The organism is Pseudomonas sp. KH_027 (assembly GCF_057838565.1).
This window is the reverse complement of the sequence record NZ_CM174470.1, coordinates 1,300,897-1,321,232: the sequence shown is the minus strand read 5'-3', so window position 1 is coordinate 1,321,232 and position 20,336 is coordinate 1,300,897. Positions and strand designations below refer to the sequence as shown.

The window sequence follows — 20,336 nt, the reverse complement described above, 5'->3', positions numbered from 1 at the left end:
AGGCCGCCCCCAGTGTTCGATTTTTTAGATCCCAGATTCCTGATCGGCCTGCTGATTTTCCTGATTGCCTGCTCGGCGTTTTTCTCCAGCTCCGAAACCGGCATGCTCAGCCTCAACCGCTACCGCCTGCGCGAGCTGGCCAAGCAGGGCCACCGCGGCGCCAAACGCGCCAGCACCCTCCTCAGCCGCCCGGACCGCCTGCTAGGCATCATCCTGGTCGGCAACACCTTCGTGAACATCTGTGCCGCTGCGGTCGCCACCGTACTGGCCATGCAGCTGTGGGGCGAAGCCGGCATCGCGATCGCCGCCGTGGCGCTGACCATCATCCTTTTGGTATTCGGGGAAATCGCCCCAAAAACACTGGCCATCCTGCGCCCGGAAGCCATCGCCTACCCCTTCAGCCTGCCGCTGATGCTGCTCTTGGAGTTCCTCTCGCCGCTGGTATGGGCGCTCAATGGCCTGAGCAACGGCCTGCTCAGGCTGTTCGGGGTCGACCCCAAGAGCAAACGCGATGACGGCCTGAGCACCGAGGAGCTGCGCGGCCTGGTGCGCGAGTCCAGTCACCAGTTGCCACAGAACCGCCAGAGCATGCTGCTCAGCATTCTCGACCTGGAAACCGTGACGGTTAACGACATCATGATCCCGCGCAACGAAGTCGCCGGGATCGACCTGGAAGACCCGCTGGAGGACATCATCACCCAACTGCGCACCACGTCCCACACGCGCTTGCCGGTGTTTCGCAGCGACATCAACCAGATCGAAGGCGTGGTGCATATGCGCCAGATCGCCCGCCTGCTGACCCACGACCAACTGACCAAGGAAGCCCTCAGCCAAGCCAGCCACGAGCCGTATTTCGTCCCGGAAAGCACGCCACTGTCGACCCAGTTGCTGAATTTCCAGAAACAGAAAATGCGCATCGGCATCGTCGTCGACGAGTATGGCGATGTGCTCGGCATCGTCACCCTGGAAGACATACTCGAAGAGATAGTCGGCGACTTTAGCAACCAGGACACGCTGCGCAGCCCGGATATCCACCCGCAGGAGGACGGCACGCAAGTCATCGACGGCGCCGCCTACATCCGCGAAGTGAACAAGGCGCTGGGCTGGAGCCTGCCATGCGATGGCCCCAAAACCCTCAACGGCCTGATCACCGAGGCCCTGGAAAGCATTCCAGATAACGCCGTATGCCTGAAGATCGGTCCCTATCGGCTGGAAATCCTGCAGTCCACCGACAATCGGGTGAAGAGCGTACGAGTCTGGCGGCCGGCGCCAATCGTCCAGCCCGCGCCGCAAGACCAATCAGGCCGCGGCTGAGCGATCGCCCCGCGCACCCCAGCCAGACTGTTCACTCAGCCACAGCGCCAGCAACTCGCCCCAGACGCGATAGCCGAGCACCGACGGGTGATAACCGTCGATCGCCAGGTAATCCTTGCGCAGGCTGATTGCCGCCGGGCAATAGGCCACGTCCAGGCGTCGCGCCAGCAGGCGCAACTGGTTATCCAGCAGGCTGGCACGCCAACCCAGCAGTTGCCGCAGCAACCAGGGCAAGGCACTGAAATGCTGGAGAGGCGGCACGGCGGTGCAGAGCACCTGCGCGCCCTGTCCACGAAAATGCCCGACCAAACGTGCAAGTGCGCTGTTCCAGCTGCGCGCAGAACTGCCGTGGGTGGTGTCGTTGACACCAAAGACCAGCATCACCCACTCGCCAGGTTGCACCTGCATCGCGGGCAGCCAGCGCTGACAGGCCTGCGCGGCCGTGATGCCATTCTCGCCCACGGCGCGCCAGGCCACCGGCCGCTCCAGCCGCTCGGCCAGAGCGCTAGCCAGCTGCCCGGCCAAGGCCAGATCCAGGCAGGAAGCCCCCACTCCCGCCACCGTCGACTCGCCGAGCAACAGCAGCCGCAGCGGCGCCCCTGCAAACGCCTCACCCGCCAAGCCGAGGGTCGGGCCGGCGGCGGGCGCCAGTCGCAGCGCTTGGCGCCGGGTCTGCAGCGCCAGCGGCAGCAACAGCGGTAATAACGGCAGCACGATCGCCCACCAGGCCCAGCCGCGCCAGCGCATCAAAAGGCGACAGTCACCGCCTGGGCCGCGCGAGTGGCCTTGGCGCGAGCGGCCTCGACCGACTCGTCACGGGCAAGGGCCACGCCCATGCGCCGCTGGCCGCTGACCTCAGGCTTGCCGAACAGGCGCAGTGCGGTATCCGGCTCGCTCAGGGCAGCACCGAGGTTGGCGAAACTGGTTTGCGTCGATTTACCTTCCACCAACACCACCGCGGAAGCCGAAGGGCCGAGCTGGCGAATCGCCGGAATCGGCAGGCCCAGAATCGCTCGGGCATGCAGGGCAAATTCGGAGAGATCCTGGGAAATCAGCGTCACCAGCCCGGTATCGTGGGGGCGCGGCGAAATTTCGCAGAACCACACCTGATCGCCTTTGACGAACAGTTCGACGCCGAACAAGCCACGCCCGCCCAGCGACCCCGTGACGGCCAGAGCAATCCGCTCGGCCTCGGCACGCGCCTTCGGGCTCATCACCTGCGGCTGCCAGGACTCCTGGTAATCGCCCCTGACCTGGCGGTGGCCGACCGGCTGGCAGAAGGTCGTACCGCCAACATGGCGCACGGTGAGCAAGGCAATTTCATAGTCGAAGTCGATGAAGCCCTCGACTATCACCCGCCCCTTGCCCGCACGGCCACCGGCCTGGGCATAATCCCAGGCGGCCTGCAGATCGGCCGGGCTTTTCAATACCGACTGGCCCTTGCCCGAGGAACTCATGATCGGCTTGATCAAACACGGAAAGCCCAGCGCCTCGACCGCCGCCTGACATTCCTCGAAGGAATCGGCAAAGCGGTAAGGCGAAGTCGGCAGGCCCAACTCTTCGGCCGCCAGCCGGCGAATACCCTCTCGGTTCATGGTCAACTGCGCCGCACGCGCCGTGGGAATCACGGTAAAGCCCTCGGCCTCCAGTTCAGCCAGGGTGGCGGTGGCAATGGCTTCGATTTCCGGAACGATGTAGTGCGGGCGCTCCAACTCGATGACCGCGCGCAACGCCGCGCCGTCGAGCATGTCGATGACGTGGCTGCGATGCGCCACCTGCATGGCCGGCGCATTGGCGTAACGGTCGACGGCAATCACCTCGACACCCAGGCGCTGCAACTCGATTACGACTTCCTTGCCCAGCTCGCCGGAGCCACAGAGCAAGACACGTGTCGCACTCGACGACAAAGGGGTTCCGATACGAGGCATGGGCACTTCCTTAGAAATGGAATGATTCGGCAATCAAACGGGTTGTTTCGGCTCGAGCAGCAACTGGCCATTGGCGCGGGCGCGCTCCAGGCAGAGGCTCAGCACCTGGCGTCGCTCATGGTTGTCCATGCGGCTCCAGCGGGTGATTTCATCCACGTTGCGCTGGCAACCGATGCAGATATCCGCATCGTCCAGCGCACAGACATTCACGCAAGGCGAGGCCAATGGGCGCTCAACGGCCATCACTGATCCTGCTCGACCAGATCGCGGGCATAGCGTTGGGCGTTATGCACGTAATGCGCAGCACTGGCTTCGAGCATTTTCTTCTGCGCCTCCGTCAGTTCGCGCACCACCTTGCCCGGCGAGCCCATGACCAGAGAACCATCCGGAATTTCCTTGCCTTCGCCAATCAAGGCGTTGGCGCCGATGATGCAATATTTGCCGATCTTGGCGCCGTTGAGCACCACGGCGTTGATGCCGATCAGGCTGTATTCGCCGACCGAACAGCCATGCAGCATGGCATTATGGCCAATGGTCACGCCCTTGCCGATGGACAGCGGATAGCCCATATCGGTGTGCATCACCGTGCCGTCCTGCACGTTGCTGTTCTCGCCAATATGGATCAGTTCGTTGTCGCCACGCAGCACGGCGTTGAACCAGACGCTAGCGCCGGGCTCCAGCTTGACCTTGCCAACCAGGGTGGCATTGGGCGCCACCCAGCTCTCTGGATGCACCTCGACACTCGACTGTCCCAGGCGATACTTCATGCTCTGTCCTCGCAACGGCGGCCATTCAGCCCAGATGGATAAAGGATTGGGGCGGCTGATGCAGGGAGATCCCGGCGTCGTAAAGCAGATTGACCAGCTCCACCACCATGATCGCGGTCAGCCCCCAGATTTTATATTCGCCGTAGCGATAACTCGGTACATACCAACTGTGCCCGAGGTAGTCGATGCGATGGGTCAGCTCCCGCGGGTCGTCGCGAAAGAACGCCAGCGGCACCGTGAACACCGAGGCGATCTCGCCATCGTTGGCCTGGTACTCGACGTAATCGGGAACCACCCCGACATAAGGCGTGACCTGGATGCCGTGGCGCGACACCAGGCTGCTGAGGGGGCCGATCACTTCGACCAGGCCCGCCGGCAGGCCGATCTCCTCCTGCGCCTCACGCAGCGCGGTGTGGATCAGGTCGGTGTCTTCCGGATCGCGCCGGCCGCCGGGAAAGGCGACTTCGCCACCGTGGGTCGACAGACCACTGGCACGCAATGTCAGTACCAGCTCCGGCGAATCGCTGCGGGTGATGGGCATCAGCACCGCCGCCTCGGGGAAGCTATGATCGGTCTCCAGCACGCGTGGCGTGTAGTCGCGCACACGTTGGAGCAGCTCATCGAGCATGGGCATTCTCGGTCTTTTGTTCTGCTTGGCATCATGGCATGAAAGGACCGGCGCGCCCAAGCCCTGCACCATCAGGTCGCATCATTCAGCCGCGTGACTTTGCCGCCTGCGACAACTTGCCGCCAAGGCCCGTGGCGCGCCAAGATAGAGGGATGCATAGAGAGGACACGGCATGAAATTTTGTAGCCAGTGCGGCGGCCCGGTGACGCAACGCATCCCGGAAGGCGACAACCGCCCACGCTTCGTCTGCGCAGACTGCCAGACCATCCATTACCAGAACCCGCGAATAGTCGCCGGCTGCCTGCCCGTATGGGGCGAGCAGATACTGCTCTGTCGCCGCGCGATCGAGCCGCGCCGCGGCTACTGGACACTCCCCGCCGGCTTCATGGAGAACGGTGAAACCATGCAGCAGGCGGCCGCCCGGGAAACACTGGAAGAAGCCTGCGCCCGCGTGCAAGGGCTGAGCCTCTACACCCTGTTCGACCTGCCACATATCAGCCAGGTGTACGTGTTCTTCCGCGCCGAACTGGTGGACCTGGACTTTGCCGTCGGTACGGAAAGCCTGGAAGTGAAATTGTTCCACGAACACGACATCCCTTGGTCAGAGCTGGCTTTCCCGACAGTCGGCCGTACCTTAGAATGCTATTTCGCCGACCGGGTAGCGCAGCGCTACTCCGTGCGCAACGAGCCGCTCGAGGCCTTGCGCCCGCACTACAAGAAAACCTGACCGCCATGGCGGCTCCGAAGACCTGGGATATAGCTCCGATGCGTTGGTTGTTAGCGGTTCTCTGTTTATCTTTTGCCACGTTATCGCACGCCAATGCCGCACCGACCCTCAACGGCAAAGCCGTGGACAAGGTTCTGGTGCTGAAGGCCGAGCACAAGCTGCTGCTGATGGGCCGCGGCGAAGTGCTGAAGTCCTATCGCGTATCCCTCGGCAAGCAGCCGCAAGGCGCGAAACAGCGCGAGGGCGACCGCCGCACTCCTGAAGGTTTCTATTGGATCGACTGGCGCAAGAACAGCGAGAAATACAACCTGGCCATGCACATCTCCTACCCCAATATCCGCGACCAGGCGAACGCGCGCCGCGAAGGCGTTCCGCCGGGCGGCATGATCATGATCCACGGCACGCCGCTGGATGAGGAATACCCGGAGTGGTATTTCCATACCCTGGACTGGACCGAGGGCTGCATCGCCATGAAGAATGCCGACATGCGTGAAATCTGGCAGTTGGTCAAAGACGGCACGATGATCGAAATCCGCCCCTGAGGCAGAACACCTTTGGCAGACAGCAAAAAAGCGCCCTCGGGCGCTTTTTTTTATGACTTTTATCAGGCGCAGCCTTCAGAACACCAGATCCGACAAACGCCACACTTCGAATGCCGGCGTCTCGTAGGGGTGCGCTACGCGCAAAGCCTTGACCGCCGCATGGATCAGCTCGTCAGCCACCACCAACTCGACTTTCCATTCCGCCAACTGCTCGACCAGGCCCGTCTGGCCGACATAAGGCTGGCTGCCCGCCAGAGGCCGGAACTGCCCCTGTCCGAGGACTTGCCAGCAACAACTGTCATAGGCACCAATACGCCCGGCACCGGCGGCAAAAACCGCATTCTTAACGACCTCCAGATGGCTTTCCGGCACATAAAAACACAGTTTGTACATCAAGCTCTCCGCAGGTAATGGCAGATTGAACAGCAGCCGACAGATGATGGCATTACGCCACAAAACTGTCAGGCGGCGCAGTTCACACATCTGCAATTTGACCCGGCAACCGCCAGAGCGTTCAGTCGTGCATAGAGCACTTGGCCATCAGTCGCCGCGAGCTAATGCCCAGCCCAAAAGCGGCGCCACTTGGCTTTCAACGACCGCGCCGGCGGGTTGTGACTGCCATCGCAATACGGCAAGCGCTTGGAGTGGCCGCAGCGGCAGAGCAGCAGATGCTGCTCGCGCAGGATCGAAGGGCTCAAGCCCAGCGTGCAATCGGCGGAACAATCAGGCAATTGCGGCGAGCGGCCGCAGGTACACAGCCGTAAGGTCGCGCCCGGCTGAACCAGGCGCACCTCAGGCAGGACAGGGGCATGCATGGGCACTGGCGCGGAGGCGACGCCGGCAGCGGGTTCAACGCAAGCCTGCTCGCCCGAAGGCGCCGGCAATGTACCCATGCCGGCGCCTCCCGCCCCTTAGTTGACCCAGACGCGAGCGTTGCGGAACATCCGTAGCCAGCCACCATCTTCCTGCCACTCTTCCGGGCGCCAGGAGTTCTGTGCGGCGCGGAATACGCGCTCCGGGTGCGGCATCATCAGCGTTACGCGGCCGTCGCGGCTGGTCAGGCCGGTAATCCCGCGCGGCGAGCCGTTCGGGTTGGCCGGGTAGGTCTCGGTCACCTTGCCGTGGTTGTCGATAAAGCGCAGCGACACGCAGCCGGACAGATCGGCTTCGAGCAAGGCCTCCTCGCTTTCGAACTCGGCGTAACCCTCGCCGTGGGCGATGGCGATTGGCATCCGCGAACCCGCCATGCCCTGCAGGAAGATCGAGGCCGACTCCTGCACTTGCACCATCGCCACCCGCGCCTCGAACTGCTCGGAGCGGTTGCGCACGAAGTGTGGCCAGAACTCGCTACCCGGAACCAGCTCGTGCAGGTTGGAGAGCATCTGGCAGCCGTTGCACACACCGAGACTGAAGCTGTCCTTGCGCTCGAAAAACGCACTGAAGGCGTCGCGGGCACGGTTGTTGAACAGGATCGACTTGGCCCAGCCCTCACCGGCACCGAGCACGTCGCCGTAGGAGAAACCGCCGCAGGCGACCAGCCCCTTGAAGGCGTCGAGGTCGACACGCCCGGCGAGAATATCGCTCATGTGCACGTCGATCGCGTTGAAGCCGGCGCGGTCGAAAGCCGCCGCCATCTCGACCTGGCCGTTGACCCCTTGCTCACGCAAGACCGCGATCTGCGGACGGATGTTTTTCTTGATAAAGGGTGCCGCGATGTCCTGGTTGACGTCGAAGCCGAGCTTGACGCTCAGGCCCGGGTTGTCCTCTTCCAGTAGCGCATCGAACTCCTGCTCGGCACACTCGACGTTGTCGCGCAGGCGCTGGATCTGGTAGCTGGTCTCGGCCCACTGGCGCTGCAACAAGCGACGCTGACCGGCGAATACCGGCTGGTCGTTGAAACTGAAGGTCACCTCGCCGTTATTCAACGGCTGGCCGATCACCGCCACGCAATCGCCCAGGCCCGCCGCGCTGAATTGCGCCAGCACTTCCGGGGTCGAGTCCTGACGCACCTGGATCACCGCGCCAAGTTCTTCGTTGAACAGCACGGCGGCCAGCGCTTCGCGGTTATCCGCCAATGTATCGAGGGCGATATTCAGACCGCAATGGCCGGCGAAAGCCATTTCCAGCACGGTCACCAGCAAGCCACCGTCGGAACGGTCGTGGTAAGACAGCAGGTGACCATCGGCATTCAAACCCTGGATCACGGCGAAGAACGCCTTCAGGTCTTCGGCATCGTCGACGTCCGGCGCTTCGCGGCCCAACTGACCATGCACCTGGGCGAGAATCGACGCGCCCATGCGGTTCTGCCCGCGGCCGAGGTCGATCAGGATCAGATCGGTCACGCCCTTGTCCATGCGCAGCTGCGGGGTCAGGGTCTGGCGCACGTCGAGCACCGGGGCGAAGCCGGATACGATCAAGGACAGCGGCGAGGTCACGCTCTTCTCGGCGCCCTCCTCCGTCCAGCGGGTTTTCATCGACATCGAGTCTTTGCCGACCGGGATGGTGATACCCAGCTCCGGGCACAGCTGCATGCCGACCGCTTTGACCGTGTCGTACAGACGCGCGTCTTCACCGGGGTGACCGGCGGCGGACATCCAGTTGGCGGACAGTTTGATGTCGGAAATCTTGCCGATCCGCGCGGCCGCGATGTTGGTCAGCGTCTCGCCGATCGCCATGCGCCCGGACGCCGGGGCATCCAGCAGCGCCAGCGGCGTGCGTTCGCCCATGGCCATGGCTTCGCCGCAGTACACGTCGAAGCTGGCGGCGGTCACGGCGCAATCGGCGACCGGTACCTGCCAGGGCCCGACCATCTGATCGCGGGCGACCAGGCCGGTGATGGTGCGGTCGCCGATGGTGATCAGGAAGCTCTTGCTGGCCACGGCCGGGTGGTGCAAGACGCGCTCCACCGCTGCGCCGATATCCAGGGTGGCAGCATCGAAGTCATCACCCAACTCGGCCTCGCGGTTCGCCGAACGGTGCATGCGCGGTGCCTTGCCGAGCAGCACTTCGAGCGGCATATCCACGGCATTGTTGCCGAAATGGCTGTCGGCCACGGTCAGCTGCGGCTCTGCAAGGGCCTCGCCGACCACGGCGAACGGGCAACGCTCGCGCTCGCAGATCGCCTTGAAGCGCTCGAAATCGGCGGCGTCGACCGCCAGCACGTAGCGTTCCTGGGATTCGTTGCACCAGATTTCCAGCGGGGCCATGCCCGGCTCGTCGTTCGGCACCGCGCGCAGCTCGAAACGACCGCCACGGCCGGCATCGTTGACCAGTTCAGGGAAGGCGTTGGACAGACCGCCGGCACCGACGTCATGGATGAAGCTGATGGGGTTCTGCTCGCCGAGCTGCCAGCAACGGTCGATCACTTCCTGGCAGCGCCGCTCCATCTCTGGGTTTTCACGTTGCACCGAGGCGAAATCGAGGTCGGCCGAGCTGGTGCCGGTGGCCATCGAGGAGGCTGCACCGCCGCCCAGACCAATCAGCATCGCCGGGCCGCCGAGCACGATCAGCTTGGAACCGACGGTGATCTCGGCTTTTTGCACGTGTTCGGCGCGGATGTTGCCCATGCCGCCGGCCAACATGATCGGCTTGTGGTAACCACGGACTTCCTCGCCACGCGGGGTGGTGATCGCCTGCTCGAAGGTACGGAAGTAGCCGGTGAGTGCCGGGCGCCCGAATTCATTGTTGAATGCCGCGCCGCCGAGCGGGCCTTCGATCATGATGTCCAGCGCCGTGACGATGCGCTCGGGCTTGCCGTACGGGGTTTCCCACGGCTGCTCGAAACCCGGGATCTGCAGGTTGGAGACGGTGAAACCGGTCAGCCCGGCTTTCGGCTTGGCGCCGCGACCGGTGGCGCCCTCGTCGCGGATCTCGCCGCCGGAACCGGTCGACGCGCCCGGGAACGGGGCGATCGCAGTCGGGTGGTTATGGGTTTCGACCTTCATCAGGATGTGCACCGGCTCCTGCACCGCAGCGTACTGGCGGGTCTCGGGATTCGGATAGAAACGCCCGGCGATCGAGCCTTCGATCACGGCCGCGTTGTCCTTATAAGCCGACAAGACCCCTTCACCGTGCATCTGGAAGGTGTTCTTGATCATGCCGAACAGGCTTTTTTCCTGGTTCTCGCCGTCGATATCCCAGCTGGCATTGAAAATCTTGTGCCGGCAATGCTCGGAGTTGGCCTGGGCGAACATCATCAGTTCGATGTCGTGGGGGTTACGCCCCAAGCCGGTGAAGCTGGTCACCAGGTAGTCGATCTCGTCTTCCGCCAGGGCCAGACCCAGCTCGACGTTGGCTTTTGCCAGCGCCGCGCGGCCGCCAGCGAGCACATCGACCACAGTCAACGGCTTGGGCTGGGCATGGCTGAACAGCCCTGCTGCCTGCTCCAGATCGGCCAATACCAGCTGAGTCATGCGGTCATGCAGGCTGGCGGCGATCAGTTCGGCCTGCGCCTCGCTGAATTCACCGAGCACGTAGTAGGCAATGCCACGCTCAAGTCGCTGGATCTTCGCCAGGCCGCAGTTGCGCGCGATGTCGCTGGCCTTGCTCGACCAGGGCGAAATGGTGCCGAAACGCGGCAACACCAGGAACAGTCGGCCGCTCGGCTCTTGTACCGGCACACTGGGGCCGTACTTGAGCAGGCGGGCGAGCACTTTCTCTTCTTCGCCGGTCAACAGGCCGGCGACCTCGGCAAAGTGGGCAAATTCGGCATACACACCGCTGACAGCGGGGACCTTCTGGGTCAGTTGCTCGAGTAACTTGCCGTGGCGGAAGGCAGAAAGGGCAGGAGCGCCGCGCAGGATCAACATCTTCGGGACAGCCTCGGGAAGGGGGATGCTTTGAGGCCGTGCATTCTAGCGCAAAGCTCCCGCCAAGGCACTCGCGACGGGTGCTCTGCGTGCAGTTCAGTGCTAGCAGAGAAGCACCCCGGCTGTCGAGATATGGCGACTTCTGTGCTTTGCGTATACTGATTCGATGTTCGCACACACTATGTTGCGCAAACGCGGCCCGAAATGGCTGCTAGCGACCGGAATCCTTCTGCTGCTCTGGGGCTGTAGCGAGCCACAGCCATCGGCCCTCGAGCGCATCCAGAAGGATGGCGTGCTGCGCGTGGTTACCCGCAACAGCCCTGCCACCTATTTCCAGGATCGCAACGGCGAGACCGGCTTCGAATACGAGCTGGTCAAACGCTTTGCCGAAGACCTTGGCGTCGAACTGCAAATCGAAACCGCCGACAACCTCGACGACCTGTTTACCCGTCTCAAGCAAGAAAACGGCCCGGTCCTGGCTGCCGCCGGTCTAGTCAGCAGCAGCGGCCGTCGGACCCAGGCGCGCTTTTCCGATGCCTACCTGGAAGTCACCCCGCAAATCATTTATCGCAACGGCCAGAGCCGCCCGACCCGCGCGCAGGACCTGTTCGACAAGCGCATTCTGGTACTCAAGGGCAGTAGCCACGCCGAGCAACTGGCGGCACTGAAAGTGCAGTTCCCCCAATTGACCTACGAAGAATCCGATGCGGTGGAAGTAGTCGACCTGTTGCGCATGGTCGATGAGGGGCAAATCGACCTGACCCTGGTCGACTCCAACGAACTGGCGATGAACCAGGTGTACTTTCCCAATGTACGCGTGGCCTTCGACCTCGGCGACGCCAGCAGCCTGAGCTGGGCCGTGGCGCCCGGCGCGGACGACAGCCTGCTGCTGGAGGTCAACGCGTTCCTCACACGGGTTAAACAGAACGGCACCCTGCAACGCCTGAAAGACCGCTATTACGGCCATGTCGACGTATTGGGCTATGTCGGTGCGTACACCTTCGCCAAGCACCTGCAGCAACGCCTGCCGCGCTACGAGCAGCACTTCCGCCAGAATGCCCAGACCCACGAAGTCGACTGGCGCCTGCTGGCCGCGATCGGTTACCAGGAGTCGCTCTGGCAGCCCAACGCCACCTCGAAAACCGGTGTCCGCGGCCTGATGATGCTGACCCAGCGCACCGCCCAGGCCATGGGCGTGGCCAACCGCCTGGACGCCAAACAAAGCATCAACGGTGGTAGCAAGTATTTCTCCATGATCAAGCAGGACCTGGCTCCCGAGCTGGGGGAGCCGGACCGTACCTGGTTCGCCCTCGCCGCCTACAACATCGGCATCGCTCACCTGGGCGACGCCCGCAAGCTGGCCGAAGCCGAAGGCCTCAACCCGAACAAGTGGCTGGACGTGAAGAAGATGCTGCCGCGTCTGGCGCAGAAACAGTGGTACAGCAAAACCCGTTATGGCTATGCCCGCGGTGGCGAAACCGTGCACTTCGTGCAGAACATCCGCCGCTACTACGACATTCTGACCTGGGTGACACAGCCACAACTGGAAGGCAGCCAGGTTGCCGAAAGCAACCTGCATGTGCCGGGCATCGACAAGAGCAAGCCCGACGAAACCACTCCGGCGCTGTAGGTTGGGCTGCGGCGCTTTGCCCAAGCCCGGTATCGCTGAGGTTGAGAGAGTGTCGGGGCGCGGAGGAATGCCGGGCTTCGCGAAGCTCAACCCAACCTAGGCACCGCCTACCCACGCCGCTGTTTGAAAAACGCACTGAGCAACGCGCTGCACTCCTCGGCCAGCACCCCGCCCTCGACCAACACCCGATGATTGAGAAAGTCTTGGGTGAAGAACTGCCCACGGCTCTGCACCACGCCCGCCTTCGGCTCGGTCGCGCCGAACACCACCCGGTTGATCCGCGCATGCACGATCAAACCGGCGCACATGCTGCACGGCTCCAGCGTCACATAGAGCGTGCTGCCAGGCAGACGATAATTCTCCAGGCTTTGCGCCGCCGCACGGATCGCCATCATCTCGGCATGGGCGCTGGGATCATGCCGGGAAATCGGGCAGTTGAAACCGCGCCCAATGACTTCACCGTTCTGCACCAGCAGCGCACCGACCGGCACTTCACCCAGGCTCGCGCCTTCGGCTGCCAAGGCCAGGGCCTCGCGCATAAAGTGCTGATCCTGGCTGCGGTCAATGATCTGCATTTTTCTCATCACTGTTCAGGCTTCACATTCATTCGTCAGCTGGCATAACGCGCAGCGAAACCGGGGCTGTTGGCCGCGCTCCCGCGTCTGCCTAAACCACGGCGATGGAGGCCATCAGGCCGGTTTCCATATGGTCGATCACATGGCAATGGAACATCCACACGCCCGGATTATCTGCCACCAGGGCCACCCGCGCGCGCTCGTTCTTGCCGAGCAGGTAAGTGTCGGTGAAGTACGGGATGATCGTCTTGCGATCCGAACTCAGCACCTTGAAGCTCATGCCATGCAGGTGGATCGGGTGCTGGTACTGGGCCATGTTGCGAAACTCGAAGATGTAGCTCTTGCCCAGTTGCAGCGTGGCAATCGGCCGATCGGCACAGGTCTTGTCGTTGATGTCCCAGGCCTTGCCGTTGATTTGCCAGAAGCTCGGCGCCGCGCCATTGGCCGTGCTCACCGAAACCGCCCCGACCCACTCAAAGTTGAAACGGATGGTTGGCGCATTGGCCAGATCCGGCTCGGCCACGGGGTTGGCCGGCAAGGCCGGCGGCCAGTCGCCCGCCGCGTCCGGGCTCGCCAGAGCGCGCAGGGTCGCCAGGCGCACCGGGCCATTGCGCAGCGAAAGCTCCTGCCCCGCGGCCGGCACCCGCAAGGCCAGGTCCATGCGCATCCCCGGCCCCAACCAGTACTCCTTGCCCAAAGGCCGTGGTGCGACCGGATTACCGTCTAGCGCATAGATCCGCGCCTCGGCGCCCGGCAGGTTGAGCCGATAGGTCAAGGTGTTGTCGAGATTGAGCAGGCGCAGGCGCACGACTTGGCCAGCCGGCAGGTCCAGAATCGGCAGATGCTGGCCGCTGACGGTGGATAAACGCCCCGCCGTACCACCGCGCGCGGCCTCCCGCGGGATGCTGAACGACGTGAAAGCGCCCTGCTCGTCGACATGCCAGGTTTTCAGACTGAGGGTGCGCTCATGCAGAAACCCGCTTGGCTCGCGCTCTTCGACGATCAGCGCGCCGACCAGGCCGTGACCCAGTTGCTGACTGCTGGAAACATGCGGGTGATACCAGTAGCTACCGGCATCCGGCGTCTTGAATTGGTAATCGAAATACTCGCCCGGCAGCACCGGCAACTGCGAAACATAGGGCACCCCGTCCATCTCCAGCGGCAGGCGAATGCCATGCCAGTGGATGGTGGTCGGCACCGGCAAGCGATTGATGAAGCGCACGCGCAACCAGTCGCCCTGCTTCGCACGAATCTCCAGCCCCGGCGCCTGGCCGCCATAGGCCCAGGCCGGCGAGAGGTGGCCTGGGACCAACTCAAGGTCCATCGGCGCGGCAATCAATTCGTAGTCATGGCTTTTGCTACCCAATGGCCGCCCCAACCAATAGCGCGCGCCACCGGCACCGAGCCCGACCACGGTCAGCCCGGCAAGACCGGCAAGCACTTGTCTGCGGGTAAAGGACATGGGTTCAAACACCTCTAAAAAACAGATTACGGGCCAATCCGGCTTATCTTCGCGCCCCCTCTCTTGCCGGAAGGCTCTCACCAGGCCGCGATTAGGCCATCCCGAGCGCCGGCGAGACAAGCGGCAAGGCCCACGATGCGCACCTGCTCGCACACGCCACGGCCAGGACTAGCCGCCGCTCGCCGACTCAAGCCGCTACGGCCCGCCGAGGCGCTCGCTAAGATCGCCGGCATCTGTTGGCGTGAGGTGTAGATAGCGCAAACGCCACTCGCCCGCACTGAATGGCAGCAGAGCCTGCAGCGCCGGCTGGCACTCGAACCGAAGGTGGTGGTGCCGGGCGTGGTGGCGCCCTCCACGGCTGACTGGTCGTACCAACTGCTGGCAACGATAGGCATGTCTCGCCGCAGGGCTTATATCGGTACCTGCTGGCCGCCAAATCCTGGCGGCCAGCACTGCTGCCACTCAAGGGCGGCAGGTCATTCCCACTCGATAGTTGCTGGCGGCTTGCTCGACACGTCGTAGGTGACGCGGGAAATGCCTTCGATTTCGTTGATGATCCGGCCACTCACCGTTTCCAGCAGCTCGTAGGGCAGGTGCGCCCAACGGGCGGTCATGAAGTCGATGGTTTCCACCGCACGCAGGGCCACGACCCAGGCGTAGCGACGGCCGTCACCGACCACACCGACCGATTTCACCGGCTGGAACACCACGAACGCCTGACTGACCTTGTGGTACCAGTCGGCCTTGCGCAGTTCTTCGATGAAGATGTGGTCCGCGCGACGCAGCAGGTCGGCGTATTCCTTCTTCACTTCACCGAGGATGCGCACGCCCAGGCCCGGGCCCGGGAACGGGTGACGGTAGACCATGTCGTACGGCAGGCCGAGTTCCAGGCCGAGACGACGGACTTCATCCTTGAACAGCTCGCGCAGCGGTTCGACCAGCTTGAGGTTCATCTCCTCCGGCAGGCCACCGACGTTGTGGTGCGACTTGATCACGTGGGCCTTGCCGCTCTTGGCGCCAGCCGACTCGATCACGTCCGGGTAGATGGTGCCCTGGGCGAGGAACTTGATGTTTTCCAGTTGCGAGGCCTGGGCATCGAACACATCGATAAAGGTGCGGCCGATGATCTTGCGCTTCTTCTCCGGGTCGGCTTCACCGGCCAGGTTACCGAGGAACTGCTCTTCGGCATTGGCGCGGATCACCTTGACGCCCATGTTCTCGGCGAACATGGCCATTACCTGCTCGCCTTCGTGCAGCCGCAGCAGGCCGTTGTCGACGAACACGCAGGTCAGCTGATCGCCGATCGCCTTGTGCAGCAACGCCGCCACCACCGAGGAATCAACCCCACCGGACAAGCCGAGCAGCACGTTGGCGCTGCCGACCTGGGCGCGCACGCTGGCGATGGCGTCATCGACGATGTTCGACGCGGTCCACAGCGCTTCGCAGCCGCAGATATCGAGGATGAAGCGCGACAGAATGCGCCCGCCCTGCGTGGTGTGGGTCACTTCCGGATGGAACTGCACGCCGTAGTAGCCGCGATGATCATCGGCCATGGCGGCGATCGGGCAGTTCGGGGTGCTGGCGAGGATATGGAAACCTTCCGGCAGTACGGTGACCTTGTCGCCGTGGCTCATCCACACATCGAGACCGAGCACGCCATCGACGTCCACATGATCCTCGATACCATTCAGCAAACGGGCCTTGCCGACCACGTCGACACGGGCATAGCCGAATTCGCGCAGCTCGGAGCCTGCAACCTTGCCGCCCAACTGCTCGGCCATGGTCTGCATGCCGTAGCAGATGCCGAACACCGGCACGCCGAGGTCGAACACTGCTTTCGGCGCGCGCGGGCTGTTCGCCTCGTGCACCGACTCCGGGCCACCGGCGAGGATGATGCCGCGCGGCGCGAAGGCATGAATCGCGTCGTCATCCATGTCGAACGGATGAAGCTCGCAATACACACCGATCTCGCGCACGCGGCGGGCGATCAACTGGGTGTACTGGGAACCGAAGTCGAGGATCAGGATGCGGTGGGCGTGGATATCGTGGACCATGGCCATCTCTCGTAGCGAAATTCACAAATGACACGGGGCTGAATAAGCAGCCCCGTGACCTTAACTTCTCAAAAACTGATTCAGCGCGCCGCGCGTGCAGCGGCGCTCAATCAATTCTTTAGCCCACCCGGTAGTTGGGGGCCTCTTTGGTGATCTGCACATCGTGTACGTGCGACTCGGCCATGCCAGCGCCCGTGATCCGCACGAACTCAGGCACCGTGCGCATTTCTTCGATATTGGCGCAACCGGTGTAGCCCATGGAGGCACGCAGGCCACCCATCAACTGATGGACGATGGCGGCCAGCGGGCCTTTGTACGGCACGCGACCTTCGATGCCTTCCGGCACCAGCTTCTCAGCACCGGCGGCGGAGTCCTGGAAGTAGCGATCGGACGAACCCTGGGTTTGCGCCATGGCACCCAGCGAGCCCATGCCACGGTAGGCCTTGTAGGAGCGACCCTGGAACAGTTCGACCTCGCCCGGCGCCTCTTCGGTGCCGGCGAACATCGAGCCCATCATCACGCAGGACGCACCGGCGACGATGGCCTTGGACAGGTCACCGGAGAAGCGGATACCACCATCGGCGATCAGTGGCACACCCGTGCCTTCAAGGGCCGCGGCAACGTTGGCGATTGCACTGATCTGCGGTACGCCGACACCGGCGACGATACGGGTGGTGCAGATCGAGCCCGGGCCGATACCGACCTTCACCGCATCCGCGCCCGCTTCGGCCAGCGCCTTGGCGGCGGCACCCGTGGCGATGTTGCCACCAATGACTTGCACGTCAGGGAAGTTCTGCTTGACCCAACGCACGCGCTCGATCACGCCCTTGGAGTGACCGTGGGCGGTATCGACCACCACCACATCCACACCGGCAGCGACCAGGGCCGCGACACGGTCAGCGGTATCGGCACCGGTGCCGACTGCCGCGCCGACACGCAGACGACCTTGGTCATCCTTGCTCGCAAACGGGTAGGCCTTGGCTTTTTCGATGTCGTTGACGGTCATCATGCCTTTCAGGTTGAAGGCTTCATCGACGATCAGCACGCGCTCGATACGGTGCTTGTGCAGCAGTTCGCGGGCTTCCTGCTTGTCGGCGCCTTCGCGCACGGTGACCAGACGCTCTTTGGGCGTCATCACGTCGCGCACCCTGGCATCCAGACGGTTTTCGAAACGCACGTCGCGGGAGGTGACGATGCCGACCAGGTCGCCATTGGACAGCACCGGCACACCGGAGATGTTGTTCTGCCGGGTCAGTTCGAACAGGTCACGCACCGTTGCATCGGCCTCGATGGTGATCGGGTCCTTGACCACGCCCGCCTCGAACTTCTTGACCTTGCGCACTTCCGTGGCCTGCTGCTCGATGGTCATGTTCTTGTGGATGATGCCGATGCCGCCTTCCTGCGCCATGGCAATGGCCAGGCGGGCTTCGGTCACGGTATCCATCGCCGCGGAAATCAACGGAATGTTCAGCTCGATGCCACGGGTCAGGCGCGTCTTGAGACTGACGTCTTTAGGCAGAACTTCGGAATAACCTGGAATAAGAAGGACGTCGTCGAAGGTTAGGGCTTCTTGACTGATACGCAGCATGCGGGGGCTCCCGGACGGGAAAATGGAAGCGCGCCATTATACCCAGCCACCCCCTTTCACTCAATGTAAAAAATGCCGACAGCCCGCAGGGCTTTTAGTTCGCTACCAAACAGGAGAATAATTCGCATAAAATAATGATTATCAAAAACATTCACACCGAGCCACCAATGCCCAAAACCGCCCGCGCCAAACCACAACGCTATTCAGCCCTGCTCGCCCTCGCCCTGCTCCCCAGCGCCAACCTCCTGGCCGCCAGCGGCGAGCTTGAACTACCCAGCCAGGAAATCACCGCCCTCAGCGCGGGAGATGAAGCCAGCTACCGCGCCAATACCGCCAGCACCGCGAGCAAAAGCGCCGTACCGATCATGCAGGAAGCGCAGGCCGTGCAAGTGGTCACTCAACAGGTAATCGAGGACTATCAGGTGCAGAGCCTGGATGACGCGATGAAGTTCGTCAGCGGCATGACCCAGAGCAACACCCTGGCCGGCACCCAGGACGGCTTCGTCAAGCGTGGCTTTGGCACCAATGCCGATGGCTCGATCCTGCGCGATGGCATCCGCTCCAGCCTGTCGCGCAACTTCAGCGCCACCACTGAGCGCGTCGAAGTGCTCAAAGGGCCGGCATCCCTTCTTTATGGCGCACTGGAGCCGGGCGGGTTGATCAACGTCATCAGCAAACAACCACAGTATCAGTGGCGCAACGAAATCAGCGCCGAAAGCTCGAGCTTCGGCGGCGGCAACGCCATGCTCGATGTCACCGGCCCGCTGGCCGACAGCGGTCTGGCGTTTCGCCTGATTGCCGAACGCCAGAACGAGGACTACTGGCGCAACTTCGGCACTGACAGCCATACGCTCGTCGCGCCCTCGCTGAGCTGGACAGGCGACGATCTGCGCGTGACCCTCGCCTATGAACACAAGGAATACTCCACGCCAGTGGATCGCGGCACGGTCATCGTCAATGGCAAGCCAGCGAACACTTCCTACAACACGCGTTTCAATGAATCCTGGTCGAAAGCCGAAGGCACCGACGAGCTGTTCACCGCCAAGGCCGAATACCAGCTCAACCCCGACTGGCTGAGCCGGGTGACCTACGGCTGGAATAACGAGCGTTACGACTATGCCGAAGCGCGTCCCAACACCCTCAACCAAACCACCGGCGCCCTCAGCCGCCGCTCCGACGGCAGCGAACACGACAACCAGACCCAGTACCTGGCCTGGGACTGGATCGGCCAGACCGAGTGGCTGAACCAGCGCCACGACCTGCTGCTCGGTCTCGACAGCGAACAGGTCGACAACTTCCGTGGCGATACCTATCGAGGCCCGGCGACGTCGGGCTTCACTATCTACCGGCCGGCCTACGGCAACCTCGCCGAACCCTCGTTGCTGAACAACGCGCAGAGCGACCGCAGCGACGAACTGCATTCGCAATCGCTCTACCTGAAAGACAACTGGCACCTCAACCAGCAATGGATTCTGGTATACGGCGCACGCCAGCAACACTTCGAACAGCGTGTGGAACAAGGCCGTGGCGTCGACTACGAAAAAACCACCGATCGCCAGGACAACGCCTTCCTGCCATTCGGTGGCCTGGTCTACCAGCTCAACGAGCAGGTCTCGCTGTACGGCAACTACAGCCGCTCCTTCGTGCCCAATGCCTCCGATGCCGACAGCGGGCAAGCCTTCGACCCGGAAGAAGGTCGCAGCTACGAGCTGGGCCTCAAGCTCGACCTGACACGCGGCATCAGCGCCAGCGCCGCGCTGTTCGATATCGAGAAGAAGAACGTGGTGGTCAGCAACAACGGTGTTTCCGAGGCGGCCGGCAAGGTCGGCTCACGTGGCGCGGAAGTCGACATCAACGGCCGCCTCGCCGAGCGCTGGGACCTGCTCGGCACCTACGCCTACACCGACACGGAGATTCTCGACGACCCGCTAAACCAGGGCAACGAACTGCTCAACGCCGCCCGACATATCGCCAGCCTGTACCTGACCCATCACCTCGCGCTGCCGGCCGAAACCGGGCAATGGCGGGTTGGCGGCGGCGCCCGCCATGTCGGCGAACGGGCCGGCGACAACGCCAACAGCTTCTGGCTGGACAGCTACACCGTGGCCGACGCGTTCATCGCCTGGGACAGCCAACTGCTGGGTGACAAGACGCGCCTGCAACTGAACGTGCGCAACCTGTTCGACCAGGAGTACTACCCTTCCAGCGGCGGCAACCTGCGGGTCAACGTCGGCGAACCGCGTGAAGTGCGCCTGCAGGCCAGCGTCGAGTTCTGACAGGCTACCCTTTCAGGCTCAAGGACGAGCCCTCGCC

General features: G+C 63.1%; 17 protein-coding genes. 5 read left to right on the top strand and 12 right to left on the bottom strand.

Features of this window, described 5'->3' with window-relative positions:
- Positions 1-12 precede the first annotated feature (12 nt).
- Positions 13-1,314, top strand: a complete 1,302-nt coding sequence (locus AC3IYG_RS06185) for an HlyC/CorC family transporter (protein ID WP_489312889.1) — start codon at positions 13-15, stop codon at positions 1,312-1,314.
- Here the strand turns inward: AC3IYG_RS06185 and AC3IYG_RS06180 are convergent.
- From AC3IYG_RS06180 to AC3IYG_RS06160, 5 genes are read right to left on the bottom strand one after another with little or no spacing between them, the layout of a single operon-like run.
- On the bottom strand, positions 1,300-2,064 hold the full coding sequence (locus AC3IYG_RS06180) for an SGNH/GDSL hydrolase family protein (protein WP_489312888.1): 765 nt from the start codon (positions 2,062-2,064) through the stop codon (positions 1,300-1,302). The two genes, AC3IYG_RS06185 and AC3IYG_RS06180, sit on opposite strands and share 15 nt — an antisense overlap.
- Positions 2,061-3,242, bottom strand: a complete 1,182-nt coding sequence (gene purT, locus AC3IYG_RS06175) for a formate-dependent phosphoribosylglycinamide formyltransferase (protein ID WP_489312887.1) — start codon at positions 3,240-3,242, stop codon at positions 2,061-2,063. The genes AC3IYG_RS06180 and purT overlap by 4 nt, the downstream gene beginning before the upstream one ends.
- A gap of 33 nt (positions 3,243-3,275) precedes the next feature.
- Entirely contained in the window at positions 3,276-3,488 is a 213-nt protein-coding gene (locus AC3IYG_RS06170; protein ID WP_489312885.1) for a DUF1289 domain-containing protein, read from the bottom strand.
- Positions 3,485-4,009, bottom strand: a complete 525-nt coding sequence (locus AC3IYG_RS06165) for a gamma carbonic anhydrase family protein (RefSeq protein ID WP_489312884.1) — start codon at positions 4,007-4,009, stop codon at positions 3,485-3,487. The genes AC3IYG_RS06170 and AC3IYG_RS06165 overlap by 4 nt, the downstream gene beginning before the upstream one ends.
- A gap of 25 nt (positions 4,010-4,034) precedes the next feature.
- Entirely contained in the window at positions 4,035-4,637 is a 603-nt protein-coding gene (locus tag AC3IYG_RS06160; RefSeq protein WP_489313850.1) for a CoA pyrophosphatase, read from the bottom strand.
- A gap of 172 nt (positions 4,638-4,809) precedes the next feature.
- Between AC3IYG_RS06160 and AC3IYG_RS06155 the strand changes: the two genes are divergently transcribed.
- Together AC3IYG_RS06155 and AC3IYG_RS06150 are read left to right on the top strand one after the other, a co-directional pair.
- Complete coding sequence (locus tag AC3IYG_RS06155; protein ID WP_489312882.1) at positions 4,810-5,364, top strand: NUDIX hydrolase; 555 nt, start codon at positions 4,810-4,812, stop codon at positions 5,362-5,364.
- 38 nt (positions 5,365-5,402) lie between these two features.
- The gene (locus AC3IYG_RS06150; protein WP_489312881.1) at positions 5,403-5,906 is read left to right on the top strand and encodes a L,D-transpeptidase family protein; all 504 of its coding nucleotides are present in this window, start codon (positions 5,403-5,405) and stop codon (positions 5,904-5,906) included.
- 75 nt (positions 5,907-5,981) lie between these two features.
- On the opposite strand, the gene AC3IYG_RS06145 is transcribed toward AC3IYG_RS06150, so the two are convergent.
- From AC3IYG_RS06145 to purL, 3 genes are all read right to left on the bottom strand, one after another.
- Positions 5,982-6,299, bottom strand: a complete 318-nt coding sequence (locus AC3IYG_RS06145) for an NGG1p interacting factor NIF3 (RefSeq protein WP_489312880.1) — start codon at positions 6,297-6,299, stop codon at positions 5,982-5,984.
- 161 nt (positions 6,300-6,460) lie between these two features.
- On the bottom strand, positions 6,461-6,799 hold the full coding sequence (locus AC3IYG_RS06140) for a CDGSH iron-sulfur domain-containing protein (protein ID WP_489312879.1): 339 nt from the start codon (positions 6,797-6,799) through the stop codon (positions 6,461-6,463).
- A gap of 18 nt (positions 6,800-6,817) precedes the next feature.
- Positions 6,818-10,714, bottom strand: coding sequence for a phosphoribosylformylglycinamidine synthase (purL, locus tag AC3IYG_RS06135; RefSeq protein WP_489312878.1), 3,897 nt, complete (start codon positions 10,712-10,714; stop codon positions 6,818-6,820).
- A gap of 166 nt (positions 10,715-10,880) precedes the next feature.
- Between purL and mltF the strand changes: the two genes are divergently transcribed.
- Positions 10,881-12,344 carry a membrane-bound lytic murein transglycosylase MltF gene (gene mltF / locus AC3IYG_RS06130; protein ID WP_489312877.1) on the top strand — a complete coding sequence of 488 codons (1,464 nt, stop codon included), beginning with the start codon at positions 10,881-10,883 and terminating at the stop codon, positions 12,342-12,344.
- Positions 12,345-12,451: 107 nt separating this feature from the next.
- Here mltF and tadA read toward each other — a convergent pair whose 3' ends face one another.
- The 4 genes from tadA to guaB form a co-directional block, all read right to left on the bottom strand.
- Entirely contained in the window at positions 12,452-12,928 is a 477-nt protein-coding gene (gene tadA / locus AC3IYG_RS06125; RefSeq protein WP_489312875.1) for a tRNA adenosine(34) deaminase TadA, read from the bottom strand.
- 82 nt (positions 12,929-13,010) lie between these two features.
- A complete protein-coding gene (locus AC3IYG_RS06120; protein ID WP_489312874.1) occupies positions 13,011-14,381 on the bottom strand; it encodes a multicopper oxidase family protein in 1,371 nt (456 codons plus the stop codon).
- A gap of 476 nt (positions 14,382-14,857) precedes the next feature.
- On the bottom strand, positions 14,858-16,435 hold the full coding sequence (gene guaA, locus AC3IYG_RS06115) for a glutamine-hydrolyzing GMP synthase (protein ID WP_489312872.1): 1,578 nt from the start codon (positions 16,433-16,435) through the stop codon (positions 14,858-14,860).
- Positions 16,436-16,553: 118 nt separating this feature from the next.
- Positions 16,554-18,023 (bottom strand): IMP dehydrogenase, encoded by a 1,470-nt coding sequence (gene guaB / locus AC3IYG_RS06110; RefSeq protein ID WP_489312871.1) that lies wholly within the window; start codon positions 18,021-18,023, stop codon positions 16,554-16,556.
- 167 nt (positions 18,024-18,190) lie between these two features.
- Between guaB and AC3IYG_RS06105 the strand changes: the two genes are divergently transcribed.
- Complete coding sequence (locus AC3IYG_RS06105) at positions 18,191-20,299, top strand: TonB-dependent siderophore receptor (protein WP_489312870.1); 2,109 nt, start codon at positions 18,191-18,193, stop codon at positions 20,297-20,299.
- Positions 20,300-20,336 lie beyond the last annotated feature (37 nt).